This is a genomic window from Comamonas sp. JNW, from assembly GCF_003105075.1.
In the GTDB taxonomy this organism is placed as follows: domain Bacteria; phylum Pseudomonadota; class Gammaproteobacteria; order Burkholderiales; family Burkholderiaceae_C; genus Comamonas; species Comamonas squillarum.
In genome coordinates, this window is the sequence record NZ_QETI01000006.1 from 127,731 (window position 1) to 145,552 (window position 17,822).

The window sequence follows — 17,822 nt, forward strand, 5'->3', positions numbered from 1 at the left end:
GGCTAAATTTGGCTGATATTGTCGCGACCCAACCATGCCAGTGGGCGCTAAAGGATTTGCCAGATCGGAAGGTGTTTTCATAGGGAGATTACTTTTTTCTGCTGTGGATATTGAGAATGATTCTCTTTACATGGCTTATGATCCAGCCCCATGGAATTGTCTGCCTCCTTCACCCGCGCGTTATGGAGCGGTTTGCGCTGGCCCTGTGCCGACCTGCTGTGGGTGGCCTGGCCAGGACGGGCAGAGCATGCCCCAGTCTGTAGACATGTTGACGAGCTTGGTGACCAGCCCCTCATGAGCGACAGGGACTGATGGGCACCTACCTGGCCTGCCGGACGGTGTGGGCGAGCCGGGGAGTGCTGGACAGCCGCTTACAAACCATTTGGCCCTTTTTTGCATCTCGCGTGTCAAGTAAGAGGAGAAGCTTTGGCGCTTCGCTGGCGCACCAAGCGCAGCTGTTTCTTATCCCACCACCACGATGCCCTTATCCATGTACCCCCTTCCTAACGCACCCAGCGCCCACCCGGGCCTGTCCGTCCTGAGCCGCTTGCTGGCCGCCTTCTTTGGCGGCTATGCATTGGCGAGCGCCTTGGCCGTCTTTTTAGCGGCTGTGCTGCCCGCTGCCCGCGCCGAGGCCGTGCTGGCTGGCATGCAGTGGAGCTTTGCGCTGCATGCGCTGGCGGCAGTGTGGGCGTTCTCGCCGGTCTCGCCGGGCAAGGTCTGGCTGGGTATTGCACTGCCCGCGCTGCTGCTGGCAGCGGGCGCTTTGGTGTTGGGGCGCTGACATGGGCAAGACCGTGATTGACAGGCGGCCGGGCAGCGGCGCAGGGCGGGGCGGGTTTCGCCAGGCGCAGGCCTGGCTGCACACCTGGTGCGGGCTGTGGTTCTCCTGGCTGCTGTATGCGGTGTTTCTGACCGGCACCCTGGCGGTGTTCCAGGAAGCGATTGGCCACTGGATGACGCCCGAGCACCATGCCGAAGAAGCGGCGCATGAGGCCGAGCAGGCGGCTGCCGAAGCGGCGGGCCTGGCCTCCAGCCGGGGTCAGCGCCTGGCCTGGGGTGCGGCCTTTATGGAAAAGCACCACCAGGGCGCCGAGATGTGGGAGATCTGGCCGACTGATGCCAAGGGCGGCGGCGAGCTGAAGGTGTACTGGTTTGACCAGCAGCGCCAGTACGCCGATGCCGAGCTGGACACCCGCACGGGCGAGCCTTTGGACGAGCACCACCATGGCGCGATGCGGGCCACGATGGGCGGCGAGCATTTTGTGCATTTCCACTACGAGCTGCATGCCGGCCAGGCCGGGCTGTGGGTGGTGGGTGTAGCCGGCATGGCGATGCTGGTGGCGCTCATCAGTGGCGTGGTCACGCACAAGCGCATTTTTCAGGACTTCTTCACCTTCCGCACCCGCAAGGGCCAGCGCAGCTGGCTCGATGCGCACAACGCGGTGGCGGTGCTAACGCTGCCGTTCCAGCTGATGATTGCCTATACCGGCATTGCGATCTCGGCGATGAGCTTTATGCCCGTCGGTATCTGGAGCCAGTACGGCACCGCGCCCGCCGCGCGCCAGACCTTTGCCGCCGAGCTGGGCGAGCCGGGCAAGCCGCCGCGCTCGGGCCAGGCCATGGTGGTGCCCGATTTGGAGCCCTTTGCCGCACGTGGCCAGGCGCTGATAGGCCAGCCCGTGCGGGCCGTGGTGGTGGACCACCCCGGCGATGCGGCTGCGCGCGTGGGCATCTATGGCTGGAACAGCGATGCCAACGCCGACAAGCGCCTGAGCCCCAACACCGGCATGGCCATGTTCTCGGCCGCCAGCGGCGAGCTGCTGCAGCTGCGCATGCCCGGCCAGGCCGAGGGCGGCGGCGCGTCGCTCGCCCAGTCGGTGATGGGTGGGCTGCACATGGTCAAGTTTGGTGGCTGGGTGATGAAGTGGCTGTACTTTGTCTGTGGCCTGGCGGGCGCCGCGATGATGGCCACCGGCGCCATTCTGTTTGTCGTCAAGCGCCGCAGCAAGCACATGGGCGAGTTTGGCAGTGCCACGGCCGCCGTCTACCGCTTGATCGAGGGGCTGAATGTGGCGGTCGTTGCCGGCCTGGGCGTCGCCTGTATCAGCTACCTATGGGCCAACCGCTTGCTGCCGCTGGAGCTGCCGCAGCGCGCGCAGTGGGAGCTGGGCGTCTTCTTTGGCCTGTGGCTGGCCGCGCTGCTGCATGGCCTGCTGCGCGCGCCGGCCAAGGCCTGGCTGGAACAGATGGCGCTGCTCGCTGCGCTGTGCCTGCTGCTGCCGGTGCTCAACGCCGTGACCGTGGGTGACCACTGGCCCGCCCAGCTGCTGCGCGGCGACTGGGAAAGCGCCGGCGTGGAACTGGTCGCCTGGGCCTTTGGCCTGGCCGCCGTCTGGGCCTGCCGTGTGCTGTGGCGGCGCCGGGCGCTGGTCGCGGGCAATGAGGCGTCTTCCGCCGCCAACAACGTACAGGTGGGCGCATGAGCAGTTGGCAAGCATCGGCGTATGCACTGGCGCTGGCCTTTGCCGGCATGACGGCCCTGGCCTTTGCGATGGAGCGCCACCATGAGCAGTTGACGGGCGAGCGAGAAATACCACGGCGGCGCGGCCAGCTGCTGCGACTGCTGGGCAGCTTGCTGCTGGCGGCCGCCGCGCTGCCCAGTGTGGGCGGCTGGGGCGCCACCGTGGGGGTGGTGGCCTGGCTGGGTTGGCTATCGGCCGGGGCGCTGGTGGCCGTGCTTTGGATTGCGGCTGCGCCGCGCTGGGCAGCGCGTGCAGCGGTTGCGCTGGCGCCGCTGGCCTTGTGGGGTTGGTGGTGGGCCTGAGGGTCTGCTGAGAAATAGGTGGGGGAGCTATGGTGGGGGAAGCAATGGCGGTTATGCAGAAGAAGTGGCTGGGCGTGGCTGAGGGAGACATCTCATGAAGGCCTCGCGTGTGGGAGTGGCAGCGGTTGCTGTGGCGGCGGTGGTGGCAGGCGCGCTGCTGTGGTGGTCGGGCCGCCCGGCCATGGCCTACCAGAGCGAGCCGGTGGCGCGCCAGGATATCGAGGCCACGGTGACGGCGATTGGCACCTTGCAGCCGCGCAGCTATGTGGATGTCGGCGCCCAGGTCTCGGGCCAGATCCTGAAGCTGCGCGTGCAGCCCGGTGCCGAGGTGGCCAAGGGCGATCTGCTGGTGGAGATTGACCCCAGCGTGCAGCGGGCCACCGTGGATGCGGGCCGTGCATCGCTGGCGGGCCTGCGTGCCCAGCTGGCCGAGCAGCAGGCCCAGCACCGGCTGGCGGGCCAGCAGCTGCAGCGCCAGCAGCAGCTGAGCGCGCACGAGGCCACGCGCGAGGAAGACCTGCAGACCGCGCAAGCCAACCTGGCGATGGCCGTGGCACGCATGGACCATTTGAAGGCCCAGATCAGCCAGACCCAGGCATCGCTCAAGGCCGACGAGGCGCGCCTGGGCTACACCCGCATCTATGCGCCGATGGCGGGCACCGTGGTCTCGGTTGAGGCGCGCGAGGGCCAGACGCTGAACGCCACCTACCAAACGCCCAATATCCTGCGCATTGCCGATCTGTCGGCGATGACGGTCTGGACCGAGGTGTCCGAGGCCGATGTGCGCCGCGTCAAGGAGGGCATGCCGGTCTACTTCACCACCTTGGGCGGAGCCGGTCAGACCAAGCCCCGGCGCTGGAAGGGCCAGGTGCGCCAGGTGCTGCCCGCGCCTGCGGCCAACCAGGCCCAGCCCGCCGGCAATGCGCAAACGCCGGCGCCAGCGACCAAGGCCGTGGCCTATACCGTGCTGTTTGATGTGGACAACGACGACGCCGAGCTGATGCCGCAGATGACGGCGCAGGTGGTGTTTGTCAGCGCCAGTGCCAGCCAGGCGCTGGCGGTGGCGCTGACGGCGGTGGAAGAAGACATGGCCCACGAAGGCGCCCATGTGGCCCGGGTGCTGGGTGCCGATGGCCAGCCCCAGACCCGCAGCGTGAAGCTGGGCATACGCAGCCGCCACCAGGTGGAGGTGCTCGACGGGCTGGCCGAAGGTGAGAAGGTCGTCATCGGCGAGACCCCGCTCGAGCGTGGCCCCAGGTGGCTGCAATGGTGAGCGACGCGGCTGAACCAAGCCAGCCATTGATCGCACTGCGCGCCATTCGCAAACACTATGGCGACCCCGCCAGCGGCCAGCCGCTGGTGACGGTGCTGCATGGCATCGACCTGGACATTGACGCGGGCGAGTTTGTCGCCATCGTGGGCAGCTCGGGCTCGGGCAAGTCCACGTTGATGAACATCCTGGGCTGCCTGGACCGGCCCAGCGGCGGCAGCTACCACTTCCAGGGCCAGGATGTGGCGCAGTTCGACTCGGACGCACTGGCCTGGCTGCGGCGCGAGGCCTTTGGCTTTGTCTTCCAGGGCTACCACCTGATTGCCAGCGAAAGCGCCAGTGAGAACGTGGAGATGCCGGCCATTTACTCTGGCCTGCCCAAGGGGGAGCGGGTGCAGCGCGCGCAGGCGCTGCTGCAGCGTCTTGGCCTGGGCGAGCGCCTGGGCAACCGGCCCAACCAGCTCTCGGGCGGGCAGCAGCAGCGCGTGTCGATTGCGCGGGCGCTGATGAATGGCGGCCATATCATCCTGGCCGACGAGCCCACCGGTGCGCTCGATTCGCACAGCGGTGCCGAGGTGATGGCGCTGCTGCGTGAGCTGGCCGCTGCCGGCCACACCATCATCCTGATCACGCACGACCGCGATGTGGCGGCGCAGGCGCAGCGCGTCATCGAGATCAGCGATGGGCGTATCGTGGGTGACAGTGCCAGCCAGGCCGAGGCAGCGCCTGCCGCTGCCAGCGCCACCGCAAGCGCCGACACAAGCACCACGCCAAGCGCCACTGCAAGCACAGTTGCCAGCGACAGCACCCGCATGCAGCTGGCGCCGGTGCCCCAGGGCGGCAGTGCCTCGGCCGCGCCGCTGGTCGCCGAGCTGCTGGAGGCCGCGCGTTCGGCCTGGCGCGGCATGCGCATGAACCGCGTGCGCACCAGCCTGACCCTGCTGGGCATTGTGATCGGCGTGGTCTCGGTGATCGTGATGCTGGCCATTGGCGAGGGCGCGCGGCGCAAGGTGGTCGAGCAGATGGGCACCATGGGCACGGCGATTCTCTACATGGGCAGCAAGCCGCCAGCGACCGGCGGGCCGGCCGGCCAGATCACCGAAGAAGACTTGGCCGCTGTGCGCGAGCTGCCCGAGATACGGCGCGTGATGCCGGTGATTGGCGACCCCATCACCGTGCGCTATGGCAATGCCGACAAGCAGGTCTATGTGTTTGCCGCCAGCCAAGAGATGCCGCTGGTGCACCACTGGAAGCCCAAGCTGGGCCGCTACTACACGGACACCGAGGACCGCGATCTGGCGCCGCTGGTGGTGCTGGGCCACAAGGCGCACCAGCATTTCTTCCCCGACACGCCCAATCCGCTGGGGCGGCAGCTGATCATCGGCACCTCGGCCTTTGAGGTGATTGGCGTGATGAGCGAGCGTGGTGCCGATTCGGGTGCGCAGAATTACGACGACATGGTTTTTATCCCCTACCAATCGGGCCGGGCACGCGTCTACCAGGCGCAGACCCAGCCGGACTATGTGGTGGTGGAGGCGATGTCGTCTGACGTGGTCAACGAGGCCGAGGCGGCCATGCACCGCGTGCTATTGGCGCGCCATGGCGGCCGCGAGGACTTTGGCATTGGCAATGCCGCCGCTCGCATCCAGGCCGAGGCGGCCACGCGCCAGAGCATGGCGGTGATGCTGGGGCTGATTGCTGCCGTGTCGCTGGTGGTGGGCGGCATTGGCGTGATGAATGTGATGCTGATGACGGTGCGCGAGCGCACGCGGGAGATCGGTATCCGCATGGCGGTGGGCGCACGCCAGAGCGATATCCTGCGCCAGTTCTTGACCGAGGCCAGCCTAGTGACCTTGTCCGGTGGCACCGTGGGCCTGGTGGTGGGCGCGCTGGTAGGCGCCGTGCTGGTGCTGGCCGGTGTGCCGGTGGTGTTTTCCATCCGGGCCATGGCCGGTGCCTTTGCCTGCGCGGTGGTCACCGGTCTGGTGTTTGGTTATATGCCGGCCAAGACGGCTGCGCGCCTGGACCCGGTACGGGCCCTGGCAGGAGAGTGAGTATGCAGATCTTCCCAATCGCCAGCGCGCTGGCAGCGGCCCTGGTGCTGGCCGGCTGTGTGTCGGCGCCCACGCAGGTGCAGCAGGCGCAGTTGCAAGCCTTGGATGTGCCGGCCCAGTGGCAGCGCAGTGATGCAGCCCAAGGCGATGCCGTCAGCCAGGGCTGGTGGCGCAGCTTTGGCAGCGCGGAGCTCGATGCGCTGGTGGACGATGCGCAGCAGCGCAGCCTGGATGTGGCCGCCGCCATGGCCAGGGTGCAGCAGGCGCAGGCCAGCGCCCGCTATGCAGGGGCTGAGCTGTTGCCTACGGTCAATGCCTCTGCCCTGGCTGGGCACCAGGGCCGGCTGGGGGGCCACGCCGAGACGACAGGCCGCAACCTGTCGGTCGGCCTGGCCGCCAGCTATGAGCTCGACCTCTGGGGCCGATTGCAGTCGCAGCGTGATGCGGCAGGCGCTGCGCTGCGAGCCAGCAGCTTTGACCATGACACGGTGCGCCTGTCGGTCACCGCCGCAGTGGCAGATGCCTGGCTGCTGAACGTGGGCCTGCGTGAGCGCGGTGAGATTGCCCAGCGCAATCTGCAAATCGCCGAGCGCCTGCTGGCGCTGGTTGAATCCAAGGCCAGTTTTGGCGCGGCCACATCGCTGGAGCTGGCGCAGCAGCGCGGCCTGGTGGCGGCGCAGCGCCGGGCGCTGGCGGCGCTGGACCAGCAGCAGGACGATGCCCAGCGCAGCCTGGCCTTGCTGCTAGGCCAGGCGCAAGGCCCTGCTGTCAGCCAAAGCAGTGTGCTGGCCTTGCAGGTGCCCCGCATCGACCAGGGCCAGCCTATCGCGCTGGTCACCCGCCGGCCCGACATTGCCCGTGCCGAGGCCCGTTTGCAGGCGGCCGATGCGGACCTGGAAGCCGCACGCGCCGCCATGCTGCCCCGCCTGACCTTGACGGCCGAGCTGGGTGCGCAAGGCCGGCAGCTGCAGCGTGTGCTGGACAACCCGCTGTACGCGCTGGCCGCAGGCCTGGCTGCCCCCATCTTTGATGCCGGCCGCCTAGCCGCCAACCGCGACCTGGTGATGGCCCAGCGCGAGGAGCTGCTGCTGGCCTACCGCCAGAGCATCGTCCAGGCCTTCAGCGATGTACAGACCGCGTTGAACGCCGTGGCCGGTGTGCAGCAGCAGGCGCTGGCGCAGGAGGAAGAACTGCGCCAGGCCCGCAGAGCGCTGGCGCTGGCCGAGGCCCGCTACCGCGCGGGGGCCGAGACCCAGCTGGTGCTGCTCGACACGCAGCGCTCGCTGTACCAGGCGCAGGACCTGGCGGTGCAGCTGCACCAGGAGCGCCTGCGCGCCAGCGTGGCCTTGTACAAGGCGCTGGGCGGTGGCTGGGGCCAGGTGCAGGGCGAGGCCAGCAAGGGCTAGCGCTTTAACGCGTCTGGCCAGCCAACGCCGCCAAGGTGTTGGCCAGTGCCGTGCGGGCGCGCTGGCCATGGGCGCCGCCCACGCGGCTGTCCAGCAGCTGCACCGCCTGCTGCAGCTGGGCGGCGCTCAGCCCGGCGTTCAGGCTGATGCGCATATGCGATTGCAGCTGTGATTCAGCTCCCGGCAGTGCCGACAGCATGCCGACGGTGGCCAGCTCGCGGCTGTGCCAGTCGAGGTTGTCGCGCTCAAAGATGGCGCCAAACAGGTGCGACTGCAGGTACTCACCCATCGCAGGCGCAAAGTCAAACAAGGGCCCTTGCACGGGCGCGCCCGCCAACTGGGTCTGGTTGGCGCGGCCGGCAGCGCGCAGCGCATCGCCTTGCGCAATGGCGCGGCTGGGTGGGCAGCCGGGTGCATCGACAATGCCGCTTTTTTCGCGCTGCTGCAGCAGCTGCATGAACGCGCTCAGCGCATTGAGGCTGCGCGGAAAGCCGGCATAGGCATAGAGCTGCACCAGCACTTCGCGGATATCGCTGATAGTCAGGCCGGCCTCCAGCCCGGCCTGCAGGCTGGAGGTCAGCCGCTCCCTGTCGCCTGCGGCCGCAAACGCTGCGATAGGCAAGATGGCCTGCTGCTGGGCGCTCAGCACCTGCGAGGGCGATGGGCTTTGGCCGTTGGCAGCGCAGGCCTGTGCGCTCGCGGCCGCCGGGCGGGTGGCCGTGCTTTGTGCCGCAGAGTCTCCCGCCATCACCACCAACCCGGTGGCGCACAGCAGCTGCTGCAGGTATTTAGCGGGGGTTGTATTGCGCATCGCTGACAAGCTCCTTCCAGTCGGCGTTCTTGCCGTTCTTGAGATAGGTCACCGCCATATGGCGCATGCCGGTGGTGGTGGCGGCCCCATGCCAGTGGCGCACATCGGCATCGATCCAGACGACATCACCGGCCTGGATGTTTTGCCGGGGCTGGCCGTCCTGCTGTATCCAGCCTTTTCCATCGGTCACCACCAGCAGCTGCCCGACAGGGTGGGTGTGCCAGGCCGTGCGGGCCCCCGGCGCAAAGTCGACCATGCCCACGCTGCCATGCTGCGCGCTGTCGCCCGCGGCCTTGATGTCAACGGCCACATGGCCGCTGAAGTTCTGCGCCGCGCCGATCATCGTGGCTGGTGTGCCGGCGGGGCTGATATGGATGCCCTGGGCTTGGGCGATGCTGCTGCTGATCAGCATGGAGGCGCCTGCTGCGATCAGGTGTTTGCTCATGCGGCCTCCTGTGGCGCACAGTGCAGGCGGATGTCAGGGATTCGGGTGGGCACGTGCGTGCCTGTGTTGCTGTCAGTGTGCATAGTCAACTCCAGGGAAGGGCCGCTGGCGCGGCTGGGTGGTCCATGGCTTGCATGCTAGAGGTGGAACGACTTTTGATTGAGCCCTTTGGGGCGCATGCCGCCATGAGCGGGGCTCATGAATGGGGCCTCTACGAGGGTGAGTTGTGATCAAGCCCAGTCATCTGTTGAGCTGCAAAGCGTTGAGCAGCAGCTAGCAAGCCCTACGCAAGCGGCAACAACATCCATCGTTTGGTATAAGGTGCAGCGGTTCTACTACTTTGAGCGATTGCATGAACGGACCGCTGATAGATACCGTCATTTTTGACCTCGGCAATGTGCTGATCCAATGGGACCCGAGACACTTGTACCGAAAGATTTTTGGCCTGGACGTTGCAGGTATGGAAGCGTTCTTGGCAGAAGTGTGCAGTCCTGATTGGAACGAACGTCAGGACCAAGGCAGGCCATGGAGTGATGCCATTGCAGAAGCTATTGAAAGGCATCCGTCCCAGGAGGCGAACATTCGCGCCTACTACGATCGATGGGAGGAAATGATGCCTGGTGCGAACAACGATGTGGTGGACATTTTGAGGGAGCTCGGGCAGCGGCATCTGCGCTTGCTGGCACTGACCAACTGGTCTACCGAGACCTTTCCTATCGCGCAAGCGCGGTTTGACTTTCTCAACTGGTTCGAGGGCATCGTTGTCTCGGGTCACGAGCGACTTGTAAAGCCTCAAGGCGAGATTTTTGAGCTCACCATCCAACGATTCGGTTTGAGCCCCAGATCCACCCTCTTCATTGATGACAGCCTGCGTAATGTGGAAGCGGCCAGGCGTGTGGGGCTCAATGCCATCCACTTTGTGGGAATTGATGATCTGCGTGCTCGGCTCAGAGAGGCTGGGCTGGATCTTTCTTAAACGTCTGCCACGCGACGCTTGTTGGTGAGGCTATTGGTTGCACCGCTGCCTGAAACAACGTTCTCGCCAAACCCAAGAAAGCCCGCTGATACCCGCAGCGGGCCTCGCAACGACCACCGCCATCCTGCCCATCAGAAAGCAAAGAATTCCCGCATCTCCTCCAGCAACTGTGCCGGCTGCTCTTCAGCAATGTAGTGGCCGCAGTCGAGCGCTTTGCCAGTGACCTCGGTGGCCGCTTCGCGCCACAGGTCCAACACCGGAAAGCAGCGCCCCACGGCGCCTTCCGCGCCCCAGAGCACGCGCAGCGGGGCCGTCACTTGGTGGCAGTTGGCACGGTCTGCCCGATCGTGCTCCAGATCGATGCCGGCGGATGCGCGGTAGTCCTCGCAGATGGCGGTGGCGGTGCCTGGGATGGTAATGCAGCGCAGGTACTCTTGCAGCGCCTCGGGCGCGAAGGCAGCCAGGCCGGCGTGGCGGCGCCCCATGACATCGCGGATATAGGCGGCGGGGTCGGCGTCAATCAGCCGCTCTGGCAGCGGTGCTGGCTGGATGAGGAAGAACCAGTGCCAGTAGGCCTTGGCGAAGGCTTCTGTGGTTTGCTCGTACATGGCCAGGGTCGGTGCAATATCGAGCAGCATGGCGCGCGTCACCCGGCCCGGGTGGTCCAGCAGCAGCCGGTGGGCCACGCGGGCGCCCCGGTCATGGGCGGCAAGGCGAAACTGCGCAAAGCCCAGGCGGGTCATCATATCGGCCATGTCCTGGGCCATCGTGCGCTTGCTGTAGGCGGCATTGTGCGGGCTGGCCCCGGGGCGGGCTGAGTCGCCATAGCCGCGCAGGTCGGCGCAGACGACGGTGAATGTTTCGGCCAGCGCCGGCGCCACGCGGTGCCACATCACATGGCTCTGCGGATGGCCATGCAGCAGCAACAGGGCTGGGCCGGTGCCTGCTACGCGGCAACGAATCACGGTGCCGTTGACGGGCACATCGCGGGTGTCAAAACGCTCGAACATCAGGCTTTTCCTCCAAGGCTGGCCGGTGGCTGTGCGCGTGGCGTAGCGCCCAGTTGCTGGCGGGTGCGTAGGGCCACATCTTGGAGCCAAGGATAGGCCGCCCAGTGGCGTTGCGCAAAATGCGTGATCTCCGCCTGGTACATCAGCGACATGCCGATGAGGTCTCTGCGTTCGAGCTGCATGCGGTGGTGGCGCTCCGACAGGCTAAAACGCGCGTCCACGCTCGGGCTCTTGACCTGGAGGGTCTGCAGGTCGATATGGACCTGTGAGGTCTCCAGGCTGCCTGCATCGGCCACAAGCTGGGCGATGTCTGCCTCAGGCAGCATGACCAGCAGCAGCTGGTTGTTCATCGCATTGGAGTAGAAGATTTCTCCGAAGCTGGGCGCGATGATGGCCTGAATGCCGTACTGCTGCAGCCCCCAGACGGCGTGCTCTCGGCTGGAGCCGCAGCCAAAATTGGCGCCAGCCACCAGCACCTCGACATCGGCGCGCTCGTGCTGGTTCAGCACAAAGCCTGGGCGCCGGTGGCCTGCGGCATCAAAGCGCAGGTCGTACAGCAGGCCCTTGTCCAGCCCGGCCTTGTCGATGCCGTGCAGAAACTGCTTGGGCATGATCTGGTCGGTGTCCAGGTTCTCGATGGCCAAGGCGGCCATCTTGCCGCTCAGGATATGTTGCTCACGCATGGCGGGTCTCCAGGCGGCGAACGTCGGTAATGGTGCCGGTGATGGCAGCGGCGGCGGCCATCGCAGGGCTCATCAGGTGGGTGATGGCGCCGCGTCCCTGGCGCCCCTCGAAATTGCGGTTGGTGGTGGATGCGCAGCGCACGCCGTCAGCGAGGATGTCGCCGTTCATCGCCAGGCACATGGAGCAGCCCGGCTCCCGCCATTCGAAGCCGGCCTCCAGCAGCAGGCTGGCAATGCCTTCTGCTTCTGCCAGCTGCTTGACCGCGCCGGAGCCCGGCACCACCATGGCGCGGACCCCTTGGGCTACCTGGCGCCCGCGCACCACCTCGGCCACGGCCCGCAGGTCTTCAATGCGGGCATTGGTGCAGGAGCCGATAAAGACATGCTGGATGGCGATGCCTTCGAGCGGTGTGCCTGCGGCCAGCCCGGTGTAGCGCAGTGCTTGCTCGGTACTGCGGCGCAGGGGCCCAGCGGCCTGTGTCTCGGGATCGGGAACCGCGCCACCAATGGGCGCGACCTGGTCCGGGCTGGTGCCCCAGGTCACATGCGGGGGTACATCGCTGGCGTCAAAACGGTGCTCCACATCGAACGCCGCGCCTTCATCGCTGCGCAGGCTGGCCCAGTGCTGCAGGGCGGCCTGCCGGAGGGGGCCGTTCAGGTCTGCGGAGCGCGCAAGCACATAGTCTGCGGCCTTCTGGTCGGGCGCAATCAAGGCGCCACGGGCGCCTGCCTCGACGGCCATGTTGCACACGGTAAAGCGGGCTTCGATCGACATGGCGTCAAATGCCGTGCCGCAGAACTCGATGACATGGCCTCGGGCACCCTGGGCGCCGATATGGCCGATGACCATCAGGATCAGGTCCTTGGCGCTGGTGCCCAGCGGCAGCACGCCATCGACCTGGATGCGCATGTCCTTGGCGAGCCGGTACACCAAGGTCTGCGTGGCCAGCACATGCTCGACCTCCGAGGTGCCGATGCCAAAGCCCAGCGCGCCCAGCGCACCGTAGGTGGTCGTGTGCGAATCGCCGCAAATGACCACCATCCCCGGCCGGACCATGCCGTGCTCAGGCGCCACCACATGCTCGATGCCTTGCAGCGCATCCTGGGTGTCGAACAAGGGGATGCCGTGCTGCTCACAGTTCTTGCGCAGTTTGCTGGCCTGCAGCGCGGGTGCGGCATCGCGGATGACCCGGATGGCGCCCGGGTCGGTCGGAATCACGTGGCTGACGACAGCCATGTTCTGGCCGGGCATCAGCACATTGCGCCCTTGCGCGTCCAGGCCAGCAAAGGCCTGGGGGCTGGTGTACTCGTTCATCAAGTGCAGGTCGCAGAACAGCAAGACGTTGTGCGCGTCGAGCTGGGCGACGGTATGGGTGTCGACCAGCTTGCGGTAAAGGGTTCGGTGCATGGGGGGTGCTCTGTGTACGCGATGGCTCCGAGTCTCACAGCTGAGGCGGAAATATACAATGCGCTGCAGAGCACGACTTTCGGTCGCTGGAGTTACGAATGGATGGATTTTCTGACATCGCCTTTTTTGCGCTGCTCAGCAAAGAGGGCAGCATGCGCAGCGCGGCCCAGCAGCTGGGTGTCACAGGTCCCGCCGTCAGCAAGCGCCTTGCAGCGCTCGAAGCCCGGCTGGGCGCCCGGCTGATGCAAAGAACCACCCGCCGCATGAGCCTGACGCCTGAGGGTGAGCGCTATCTCGTCGAAGGTGCGCGTCTGCTCTCCGAGTTGGGTTCGCTGGAGCGCGCCATTGGTGGGGCAGCCGCTGTGCCGCAGGGCCTGTTGCGGGTCAACGCCACCTTCGGCTTTGGCCGGCGGCATATTGCGCCGGCGCTGGGGGCCTTTGCACGCCGCTTTCCGCAGGTCGAGGTGCAGCTGCAACTGAGCGACCGGCCTGCCGACCTCCTGGAGGACCGTTTCGACCTGGTCATCCGCATGGGCGATATGCCGGATTCCCGCTGGACGGCCAGGGTGCTGGCACGCAACCGCCGTGTGCTCTGTGCCTCACCGCGCTATCTGCAAGCAATGGGCGCGCCATTGTCACCGCAGGAGCTGACGCGCCATGCCTGCCTCTTTATCCGCGAGGGCGACGAGGCGTTTGGCACCTGGCATCTGCGCAATGGCGCGCAGACAGAAACCGTGAAGGTGAGGGGGCCGCTGAGTGCCAACGATGGAGAGTCGGCCACGGCCTGGGCGATGGCCGGGCACGGTATCTTGATGCGCTCGGAGTGGGAGGTCGGCCCGCTCGTGCGCGCGGGCCAGCTCCAGCAGGTGTTGCCGCAGTGGCGGCTGCCACCGGCCGATATCTATCTGCAGTTCCAGGGTGGCGCCCATCTGCCGGCCAAGACCAAGGCGCTGGTGGACCATCTGGTCGAGGTGTTTGCGCCGCAGCGCCCGCCGGGGAGGGCGGATGCCAGCTGGTGATGGGCGATGCAAGGCGGGCTGTGGACTCGCGGGGAACTTGCCTGGGATGGAGCAAGCCCTGCGAGTGCCACAGCCCTGAACCAAGACTACTGCGCCAGCACCCGGAAGGTCAGCGTGTAGTTGTAGCCATAGGTCGGCGCGGCAGCGCCTTCAGGGGCCGGGGCACGGTGGCGCACCAGGGCCATGTAGATGCCCGGTTTGCTCGGCGTCCAGCTGATATCGCCTTGCGCGTCGGTGCTGAGCTCATCCACGCTGTTCTGGCCTTGCAGGTCCATCGCTGAGCGGTAGATGCTGACCTTCTGGTCAGGCAGCGGCTTGCCATCAAAGTGCACCGCAAAGTTGAATTTCTCTGCGGCGAACACGTCGCTGGGGTGCGTGCTGGGCACGATCTCCAGCCCTTTGCCGTAAGGCTTGATGGGGGTGGGTGCGCCGGCGGTGACGTAGGCCTCGGAAACCGACAGTGACTGGTAGTGCACCTTCATTACGCCACCTTCGGGCATGACGGCCTTGGGGTCGCGCACGACGATGGTTTTGCCATTCACTTCCCAGCTGCGAAAGATCGCACCCAGGCGCGGGCCGGTAGAGAGGCGATAGCTGCCTTTTTCGTCGGGCAGTTTTTGCTCCGCCACTGTGCGGGTCTTGAACTGGTGCACCTCGCCAAAGGGCAGCACGGTGCCTGAGGGCGTGGTGATGCTGAACGGCGTGGCGCCAAATTGGACTTCGGACAGGAACAGTTTTTCTGCAAAGCCCGCATCCACACTGAGGGTGGACTTGGGCTGCACATCAAACAGGCTGGGCAGCAGAAAGGGCATGTGGGCCTGGGCGGCGTTCAGGCTGAACGTCGCGGCAAGCGCAGCAAACAGGTGGCGCGCTTGCATGGCTTACTGGCCTGCCATGTCGGCTGCGTTGACCACGCCGTCGCCATTGCGGTCGGCGTTCTTGAAGGTCTTGTTGGCGATATCGATTTCCTCTTCGATGCTCAGCTTGCCATCCTTGTTGGTATCGAGAATGTGGAAGCGCACATGGGCCTGCTTGATGCTGGCTTCGTACTGCTGATCGGGCTTCTTGCCTGCGGCGGCATATTGGGCCTTGAGGCGTCCCTCAAACTCGGCCACGTATTCGTCCTCGCTCAGCCAGCCATCCTTGTTGGTGTCGGCGGCGACAAAGCGCTGTTTGCGCAGGGTGTCGTATTCGTCCCGGGTGACGACGCCGTCGCGGTTGGCGTCATAGCCGCCCATGAAGGCATTGTGGCCGTGGCCGCCCACGGGCGTGGCCGGGCCCTTGGCTTCGGTCTTGGCGGCAGCGGCGGGCGCTGCGGTCTTGCTGTCGTTGCCGTTGTTGCTGGCGCAGGCGCTGAGCAGCGCGGCGGCTGCAGCGGCGGTCATGGCGGCGGAAAAGCGGTTCATGCTGGGGTCCTTTCGTGGTGGGAGAAAAGCTTAGAAATTGACGTTCAACGACACGGCGTAGGTGCGGCCCGGGTTGGTCAGCAGCTGGATGTCGCGCTGGTCCTTGGCAACGGAGGGCTGCAGGCTGCGGCTGCTGGCGTAATCCCAGTAGCGCTTGTCCGTCAGGTTGTAGATGCCGACATTGAGGCGCGCGTTCTTGTTGATCTGCCAGTAGCCCGACAGGTCGAACAGCGCATAGCCGGGCACGCGGAACTGCGCGATGCTGGAGTCGGCAATGTCGGTGCCGGCGTTGGTATAGCTCTCGCGGTTGGTGGCCTGGGCCTGCTTGCCGGCGACAAAGGTGCCGGTCATGTTGACGCCCCAGGCGCGCATGGGCGCGTCATAGCCCACGCCGATGACGGCCTTGCGTGGCTGGACGGTATCCAGCGGCACATCCTTGTCACCCGCGTAGTTGGATTTGGAGGTGCCATGGGCCAGGCCCAGCGCCCAGGTCGAGTACAGGCCCTTGACGGCGGGTGCCCATTGGCCATGGTCCAGGCGGGCGCTCATCTCCAGGCCATAGATCGTTGCCTCGTCGCGGTTCTCGGCCTGGTAGATGGTGCCGATGTGGGCCGGCACATTGCTGAACTTGTCCGGCGCGCTGGCGCGGGTGTAGCGGGTGTAGCCGATGAAGTCCTTGTAGCGCGTGTAGAAGGTCGAGGCATTGAACAGCACGCCGTCGGCGGGCGATCCCTTGACGCCCAGCTCAAAGGCGTTGCTGGTCTCTTGCTTGAGGTTGCTGTTGCCGATCAGCGCGTACTGGGCGGAGCCCGCGTAGTTCTGGTCCATGTTCCAGGAGCCGAACACTTCACCGGCCGTAGGTGTACGGCCACTGCGCTTGTACTGGCCGTAGGCCATGAACTGGGGCGTCAGTTCATAGGTCAGACCCATACTCGGGCTCCAGATGGTGCTGCTGAGGTTGCTGTACAGCTTGGAGGCCGCGTCTTCGGTCAAAGCGCCTTCGGCAAAATCGCCCAGGTGCTTGGGTTCGACCTTGACCCGGTCCACGCGCAGCGCCGGGATCACGCCCAGGCGCTTGCCGCCCACGTCAAAACCGATGTCATCCTGGATGAAGGCGCCCAGGCGCAGGGTGTCGGTGTCGGGCTGTGGCTTCATGTAGCCAGGCACGTTCCAGGGGCGCTCCTGGCTCTGCGTCTGCGCGTTGAAGCCAAAGCTGATGCGGTGGCGGTCGATGCGCTTGTCGCCGGTGGTCGAGAGGCCCCAGGCCTTGGTCTTGTTTTGCGACAGGTTGCGCGTAACGGCGCCGCTCGCCAAGGTGGTGGTGTCGGTCACGTCTTCGGTATCGGTGTTCTGGAAGAACAGGCGCGTGTCCAGCTGATCGACAAAGGCGCTGCTGGGCGTCCACAGGTGCGACAGCTGCAGCGTGTTGCGGCTGGTGTCGCTGTCCTGCATATTGTTTTGTGTGATGGCGCTGTTGTCGGTGCTCCAGCCATAGAACTGGTTCTGGTTGCTGCGTCGGTACAGGTCGGCAGACAGCTCCAGGCGGTTCTCGGCATCGATCTGCAGGCCGCCCTTCATCAGCAGCGCGTTGGAATGCCAGTCTTCCGGCGATGCCTTGATGCCCAGGGCGCTGTTGTTCTGCGTCTCCTTGCCATCGCGGCGCGAGAAGGCAATCAGGCCATCGAGGCTGCCCGATTTGCCCGCTGCAGTGATGCTTTCGTTCCAGGAATGGTCGGCCGAGTCAAAGCCGAGCTTGCCGCCGAAATAGCGGGTGTTGCCATTGCGCAAGAAGTCGCTGGCCGACTTGGTCTTGAAGCTGACGGCGCCGCCAATGCCGCCCGCTGCGCGCCGGGCCGTGGTGGTGCCCGACTGGATGCCGACCGAGGAGAACATCTCGGGGTCGATAAAGTCGCGGCCAATGCCAAAGGTGTTGTTGCCGGCGCGGCTCACATAGGGGCGGGTGCTGGCGTCGGGCATTTCAATGCCATCCACATCCATGCCGATGCGGTTGCCTTCGATACCGCGAATGTTGTAGCCCGTGGTGCCCGAGCGGTCAAAGCTGCTGCGGTTGCGGCTGGTACCCGATGCCGTGCCGGGGGCCGACACCAGGGGCTGGTAGCGCGAGATGTCCGCCATGCTGTTGGCTTTTTCCAGCTCCTCGCCGGAGATCACGGTCACCGTACCGGGGGCCTTTTCGGCCTTGGCCTGCACCGTGACTTGCGGCATCGTCGATTCTGCTTGCGCCAGTTGCACCAGTTGCATTGGCTGATCCGGGGCAGCCTGCTGCGCAAGCGCACCGGCAGACACCAGCGCGGCGACAGCGGCGGCCAGGTAACGGGGTTGGAGAGTGGAAGTGGCGCGCGCAGAGATACGCTGCGCCTGGGAAGAGGTGCGAGAAGCCATAGGGTCCAGCCAGTTAAAGCAAGGGGGAAGAAAAGACTGCTGGCTACTGACCTGGGCTGCATGCGGATGATGCAGGCTGAGGGGTCTGCTGCGGAACCCCTATA

General features: G+C 65.9%; 16 protein-coding genes. 8 read left to right on the top strand and 8 right to left on the bottom strand.

From position 1 onward, the window contains the following. Window positions 1–490: 490 nt before the first annotated feature. The 6 genes from DCO45_RS10930 (at window position 491) to DCO45_RS10955 (ending at window position 7,557) form a co-directional block, all read left to right on the top strand. The gene (locus tag DCO45_RS10930) at window positions 491–784 is read left to right on the top strand and encodes a DUF3649 domain-containing protein (RefSeq protein WP_116925866.1); all 294 of its coding nucleotides are present in this window, start codon (window positions 491–493) and stop codon (window positions 782–784) included. Window position 785: 1 nt separating this feature from the next. After that, window positions 786–2,486, top strand: coding sequence for a PepSY-associated TM helix domain-containing protein (locus DCO45_RS10935; protein ID WP_116925867.1), 1,701 nt, complete (start codon window positions 786–788; stop codon window positions 2,484–2,486). Next, entirely contained in the window at window positions 2,483–2,827 is a 345-nt protein-coding gene (locus DCO45_RS10940; RefSeq protein ID WP_116925868.1) for a DUF3325 domain-containing protein, read from the top strand. Before DCO45_RS10935 ends, DCO45_RS10940 begins: the two co-directional genes overlap by 4 nt. Before the next feature lie 94 nt (window positions 2,828–2,921). Continuing rightward, window positions 2,922–4,100 carry an efflux RND transporter periplasmic adaptor subunit gene (locus DCO45_RS10945; RefSeq protein WP_116925869.1) on the top strand — a complete coding sequence of 393 codons (1,179 nt, stop codon included), beginning with the start codon at window positions 2,922–2,924 and terminating at the stop codon, window positions 4,098–4,100. Continuing rightward, the gene (locus DCO45_RS10950; RefSeq protein WP_116925870.1) at window positions 4,094–6,151 is read left to right on the top strand and encodes an ABC transporter permease; all 2,058 of its coding nucleotides are present in this window, start codon (window positions 4,094–4,096) and stop codon (window positions 6,149–6,151) included. Before DCO45_RS10945 ends, DCO45_RS10950 begins: the two co-directional genes overlap by 7 nt. A 2-nt stretch (window positions 6,152–6,153) precedes the next feature. Beyond that, a complete protein-coding gene (locus DCO45_RS10955) occupies window positions 6,154–7,557 on the top strand; it encodes an efflux transporter outer membrane subunit (RefSeq protein ID WP_116925871.1) in 1,404 nt (467 codons plus the stop codon). Window positions 7,558–7,561: 4 nt separating this feature from the next. Here DCO45_RS10955 and DCO45_RS10960 read toward each other — a convergent pair whose 3' ends face one another. Together DCO45_RS10960 and DCO45_RS10965 are read right to left on the bottom strand one after the other, a co-directional pair. After that, the gene (locus tag DCO45_RS10960; RefSeq protein ID WP_243419317.1) at window positions 7,562–8,368 is read right to left on the bottom strand and encodes a carboxymuconolactone decarboxylase family protein; all 807 of its coding nucleotides are present in this window, start codon (window positions 8,366–8,368) and stop codon (window positions 7,562–7,564) included. Continuing rightward, window positions 8,346–8,813 carry a cupin domain-containing protein gene (locus tag DCO45_RS10965; protein WP_116925872.1) on the bottom strand — a complete coding sequence of 156 codons (468 nt, stop codon included), beginning with the start codon at window positions 8,811–8,813 and terminating at the stop codon, window positions 8,346–8,348. The genes DCO45_RS10960 and DCO45_RS10965 overlap by 23 nt, the downstream gene beginning before the upstream one ends. Window positions 8,814–9,165: 352 nt before the next feature. Here DCO45_RS10965 and DCO45_RS10970 point away from each other — a divergent pair, with 352 nt between their 5' ends. Beyond that, window positions 9,166–9,789, top strand: a complete 624-nt coding sequence (locus tag DCO45_RS10970; RefSeq protein ID WP_116925873.1) for an HAD family phosphatase — start codon at window positions 9,166–9,168, stop codon at window positions 9,787–9,789. A 131-nt stretch (window positions 9,790–9,920) separates the two neighbouring features. On the opposite strand, the gene DCO45_RS10975 is transcribed toward DCO45_RS10970, so the two are convergent. The 3 genes from DCO45_RS10975 to leuC are packed head-to-tail and all read right to left on the bottom strand — an operon-like array spanning window position 9,921 to window position 12,890. Then, window positions 9,921–10,799 carry an alpha/beta hydrolase gene (locus DCO45_RS10975; RefSeq protein WP_116925874.1) on the bottom strand — a complete coding sequence of 293 codons (879 nt, stop codon included), beginning with the start codon at window positions 10,797–10,799 and terminating at the stop codon, window positions 9,921–9,923. Continuing rightward, window positions 10,799–11,482: a 3-isopropylmalate dehydratase small subunit gene (gene leuD, locus DCO45_RS10980; RefSeq protein ID WP_116925875.1), complete on the bottom strand. Its 684-nt coding sequence runs from the start codon at window positions 11,480–11,482 to the stop codon at window positions 10,799–10,801. The genes DCO45_RS10975 and leuD overlap by 1 nt, the downstream gene beginning before the upstream one ends. Beyond that, the gene (gene leuC / locus DCO45_RS10985) at window positions 11,475–12,890 is read right to left on the bottom strand and encodes a 3-isopropylmalate dehydratase large subunit (RefSeq protein ID WP_116925876.1); all 1,416 of its coding nucleotides are present in this window, start codon (window positions 12,888–12,890) and stop codon (window positions 11,475–11,477) included. Before leuC ends, leuD begins: the two co-directional genes overlap by 8 nt. Window positions 12,891–12,988: 98 nt before the next feature. Between leuC and DCO45_RS10990 the strand changes: the two genes are divergently transcribed. Further along, window positions 12,989–13,909 carry a LysR family transcriptional regulator gene (locus DCO45_RS10990; RefSeq protein WP_116925877.1) on the top strand — a complete coding sequence of 307 codons (921 nt, stop codon included), beginning with the start codon at window positions 12,989–12,991 and terminating at the stop codon, window positions 13,907–13,909. An 86-nt stretch (window positions 13,910–13,995) separates the two neighbouring features. Here the strand turns inward: DCO45_RS10990 and DCO45_RS10995 are convergent, their stop codons facing one another. The 3 genes from DCO45_RS10995 to DCO45_RS11005 are packed head-to-tail and all read right to left on the bottom strand — an operon-like array spanning window position 13,996 to window position 17,718. Continuing rightward, entirely contained in the window at window positions 13,996–14,787 is a 792-nt protein-coding gene (locus DCO45_RS10995) for a DUF4198 domain-containing protein (RefSeq protein WP_116925878.1), read from the bottom strand. A 3-nt stretch (window positions 14,788–14,790) separates the two neighbouring features. After that, a complete protein-coding gene (locus tag DCO45_RS11000; protein WP_116925879.1) occupies window positions 14,791–15,315 on the bottom strand; it encodes a hypothetical protein in 525 nt (174 codons plus the stop codon). 30 nt (window positions 15,316–15,345) lie between these two features. After that, window positions 15,346–17,718, bottom strand: coding sequence for a TonB-dependent hemoglobin/transferrin/lactoferrin family receptor (locus DCO45_RS11005; RefSeq protein WP_116925880.1), 2,373 nt, complete (start codon window positions 17,716–17,718; stop codon window positions 15,346–15,348). Between the last annotated feature and the right edge of the window lie 104 nt (window positions 17,719–17,822).

What these genes read in the sequence shown, in the direction of transcription:
- DCO45_RS10940 (WP_116925868.1), top strand. Translation starts at nt 2,483, where the DNA reads ATGAGCAGTTGGCAAGCATCGGCGTATGCACTGGCGCTGGCCTTTGCC.
- DCO45_RS11000 (WP_116925879.1), bottom strand. Translation starts at nt 15,315, where the DNA reads ATGAACCGCTTTTCCGCCGCCATGACCGCCGCTGCAGCCGCCGCGCTG.
- DCO45_RS10975 (WP_116925874.1), bottom strand. Translation starts at nt 10,799, where the DNA reads ATGTTCGAGCGTTTTGACACCCGCGATGTGCCCGTCAACGGCACCGTG.
- DCO45_RS10960 (WP_243419317.1), bottom strand. Translation starts at nt 8,368, where the DNA reads ATGCGCAATACAACCCCCGCTAAATACCTGCAGCAGCTGCTGTGCGCC.
- DCO45_RS10965 (WP_116925872.1), bottom strand. Translation starts at nt 8,813, where the DNA reads ATGAGCAAACACCTGATCGCAGCAGGCGCCTCCATGCTGATCAGCAGC.
- leuC (WP_116925876.1), bottom strand. Translation starts at nt 12,890, where the DNA reads ATGCACCGAACCCTTTACCGCAAGCTGGTCGACACCCATACCGTCGCC.
- leuD (WP_116925875.1), bottom strand. Translation starts at nt 11,482, where the DNA reads ATGCGTGAGCAACATATCCTGAGCGGCAAGATGGCCGCCTTGGCCATC.
- DCO45_RS10990 (WP_116925877.1), top strand. Translation starts at nt 12,989, where the DNA reads ATGGATGGATTTTCTGACATCGCCTTTTTTGCGCTGCTCAGCAAAGAG.
- DCO45_RS10995 (WP_116925878.1), bottom strand. Translation starts at nt 14,787, where the DNA reads ATGCAAGCGCGCCACCTGTTTGCTGCGCTTGCCGCGACGTTCAGCCTG.
- DCO45_RS11005 (WP_116925880.1), bottom strand. Translation starts at nt 17,718, where the DNA reads ATGGCTTCTCGCACCTCTTCCCAGGCGCAGCGTATCTCTGCGCGCGCC.
- DCO45_RS10955 (WP_116925871.1), top strand. Translation starts at nt 6,154, where the DNA reads ATGCAGATCTTCCCAATCGCCAGCGCGCTGGCAGCGGCCCTGGTGCTG.
- DCO45_RS10935 (WP_116925867.1), top strand. Translation starts at nt 786, where the DNA reads ATGGGCAAGACCGTGATTGACAGGCGGCCGGGCAGCGGCGCAGGGCGG.
- DCO45_RS10950 (WP_116925870.1), top strand. Translation starts at nt 4,094, where the DNA reads ATGGTGAGCGACGCGGCTGAACCAAGCCAGCCATTGATCGCACTGCGC.
- DCO45_RS10970 (WP_116925873.1), top strand. Translation starts at nt 9,166, where the DNA reads ATGAACGGACCGCTGATAGATACCGTCATTTTTGACCTCGGCAATGTG.
- DCO45_RS10930 (WP_116925866.1), top strand. Translation starts at nt 491, where the DNA reads ATGTACCCCCTTCCTAACGCACCCAGCGCCCACCCGGGCCTGTCCGTC.
- DCO45_RS10945 (WP_116925869.1), top strand. Translation starts at nt 2,922, where the DNA reads ATGAAGGCCTCGCGTGTGGGAGTGGCAGCGGTTGCTGTGGCGGCGGTG.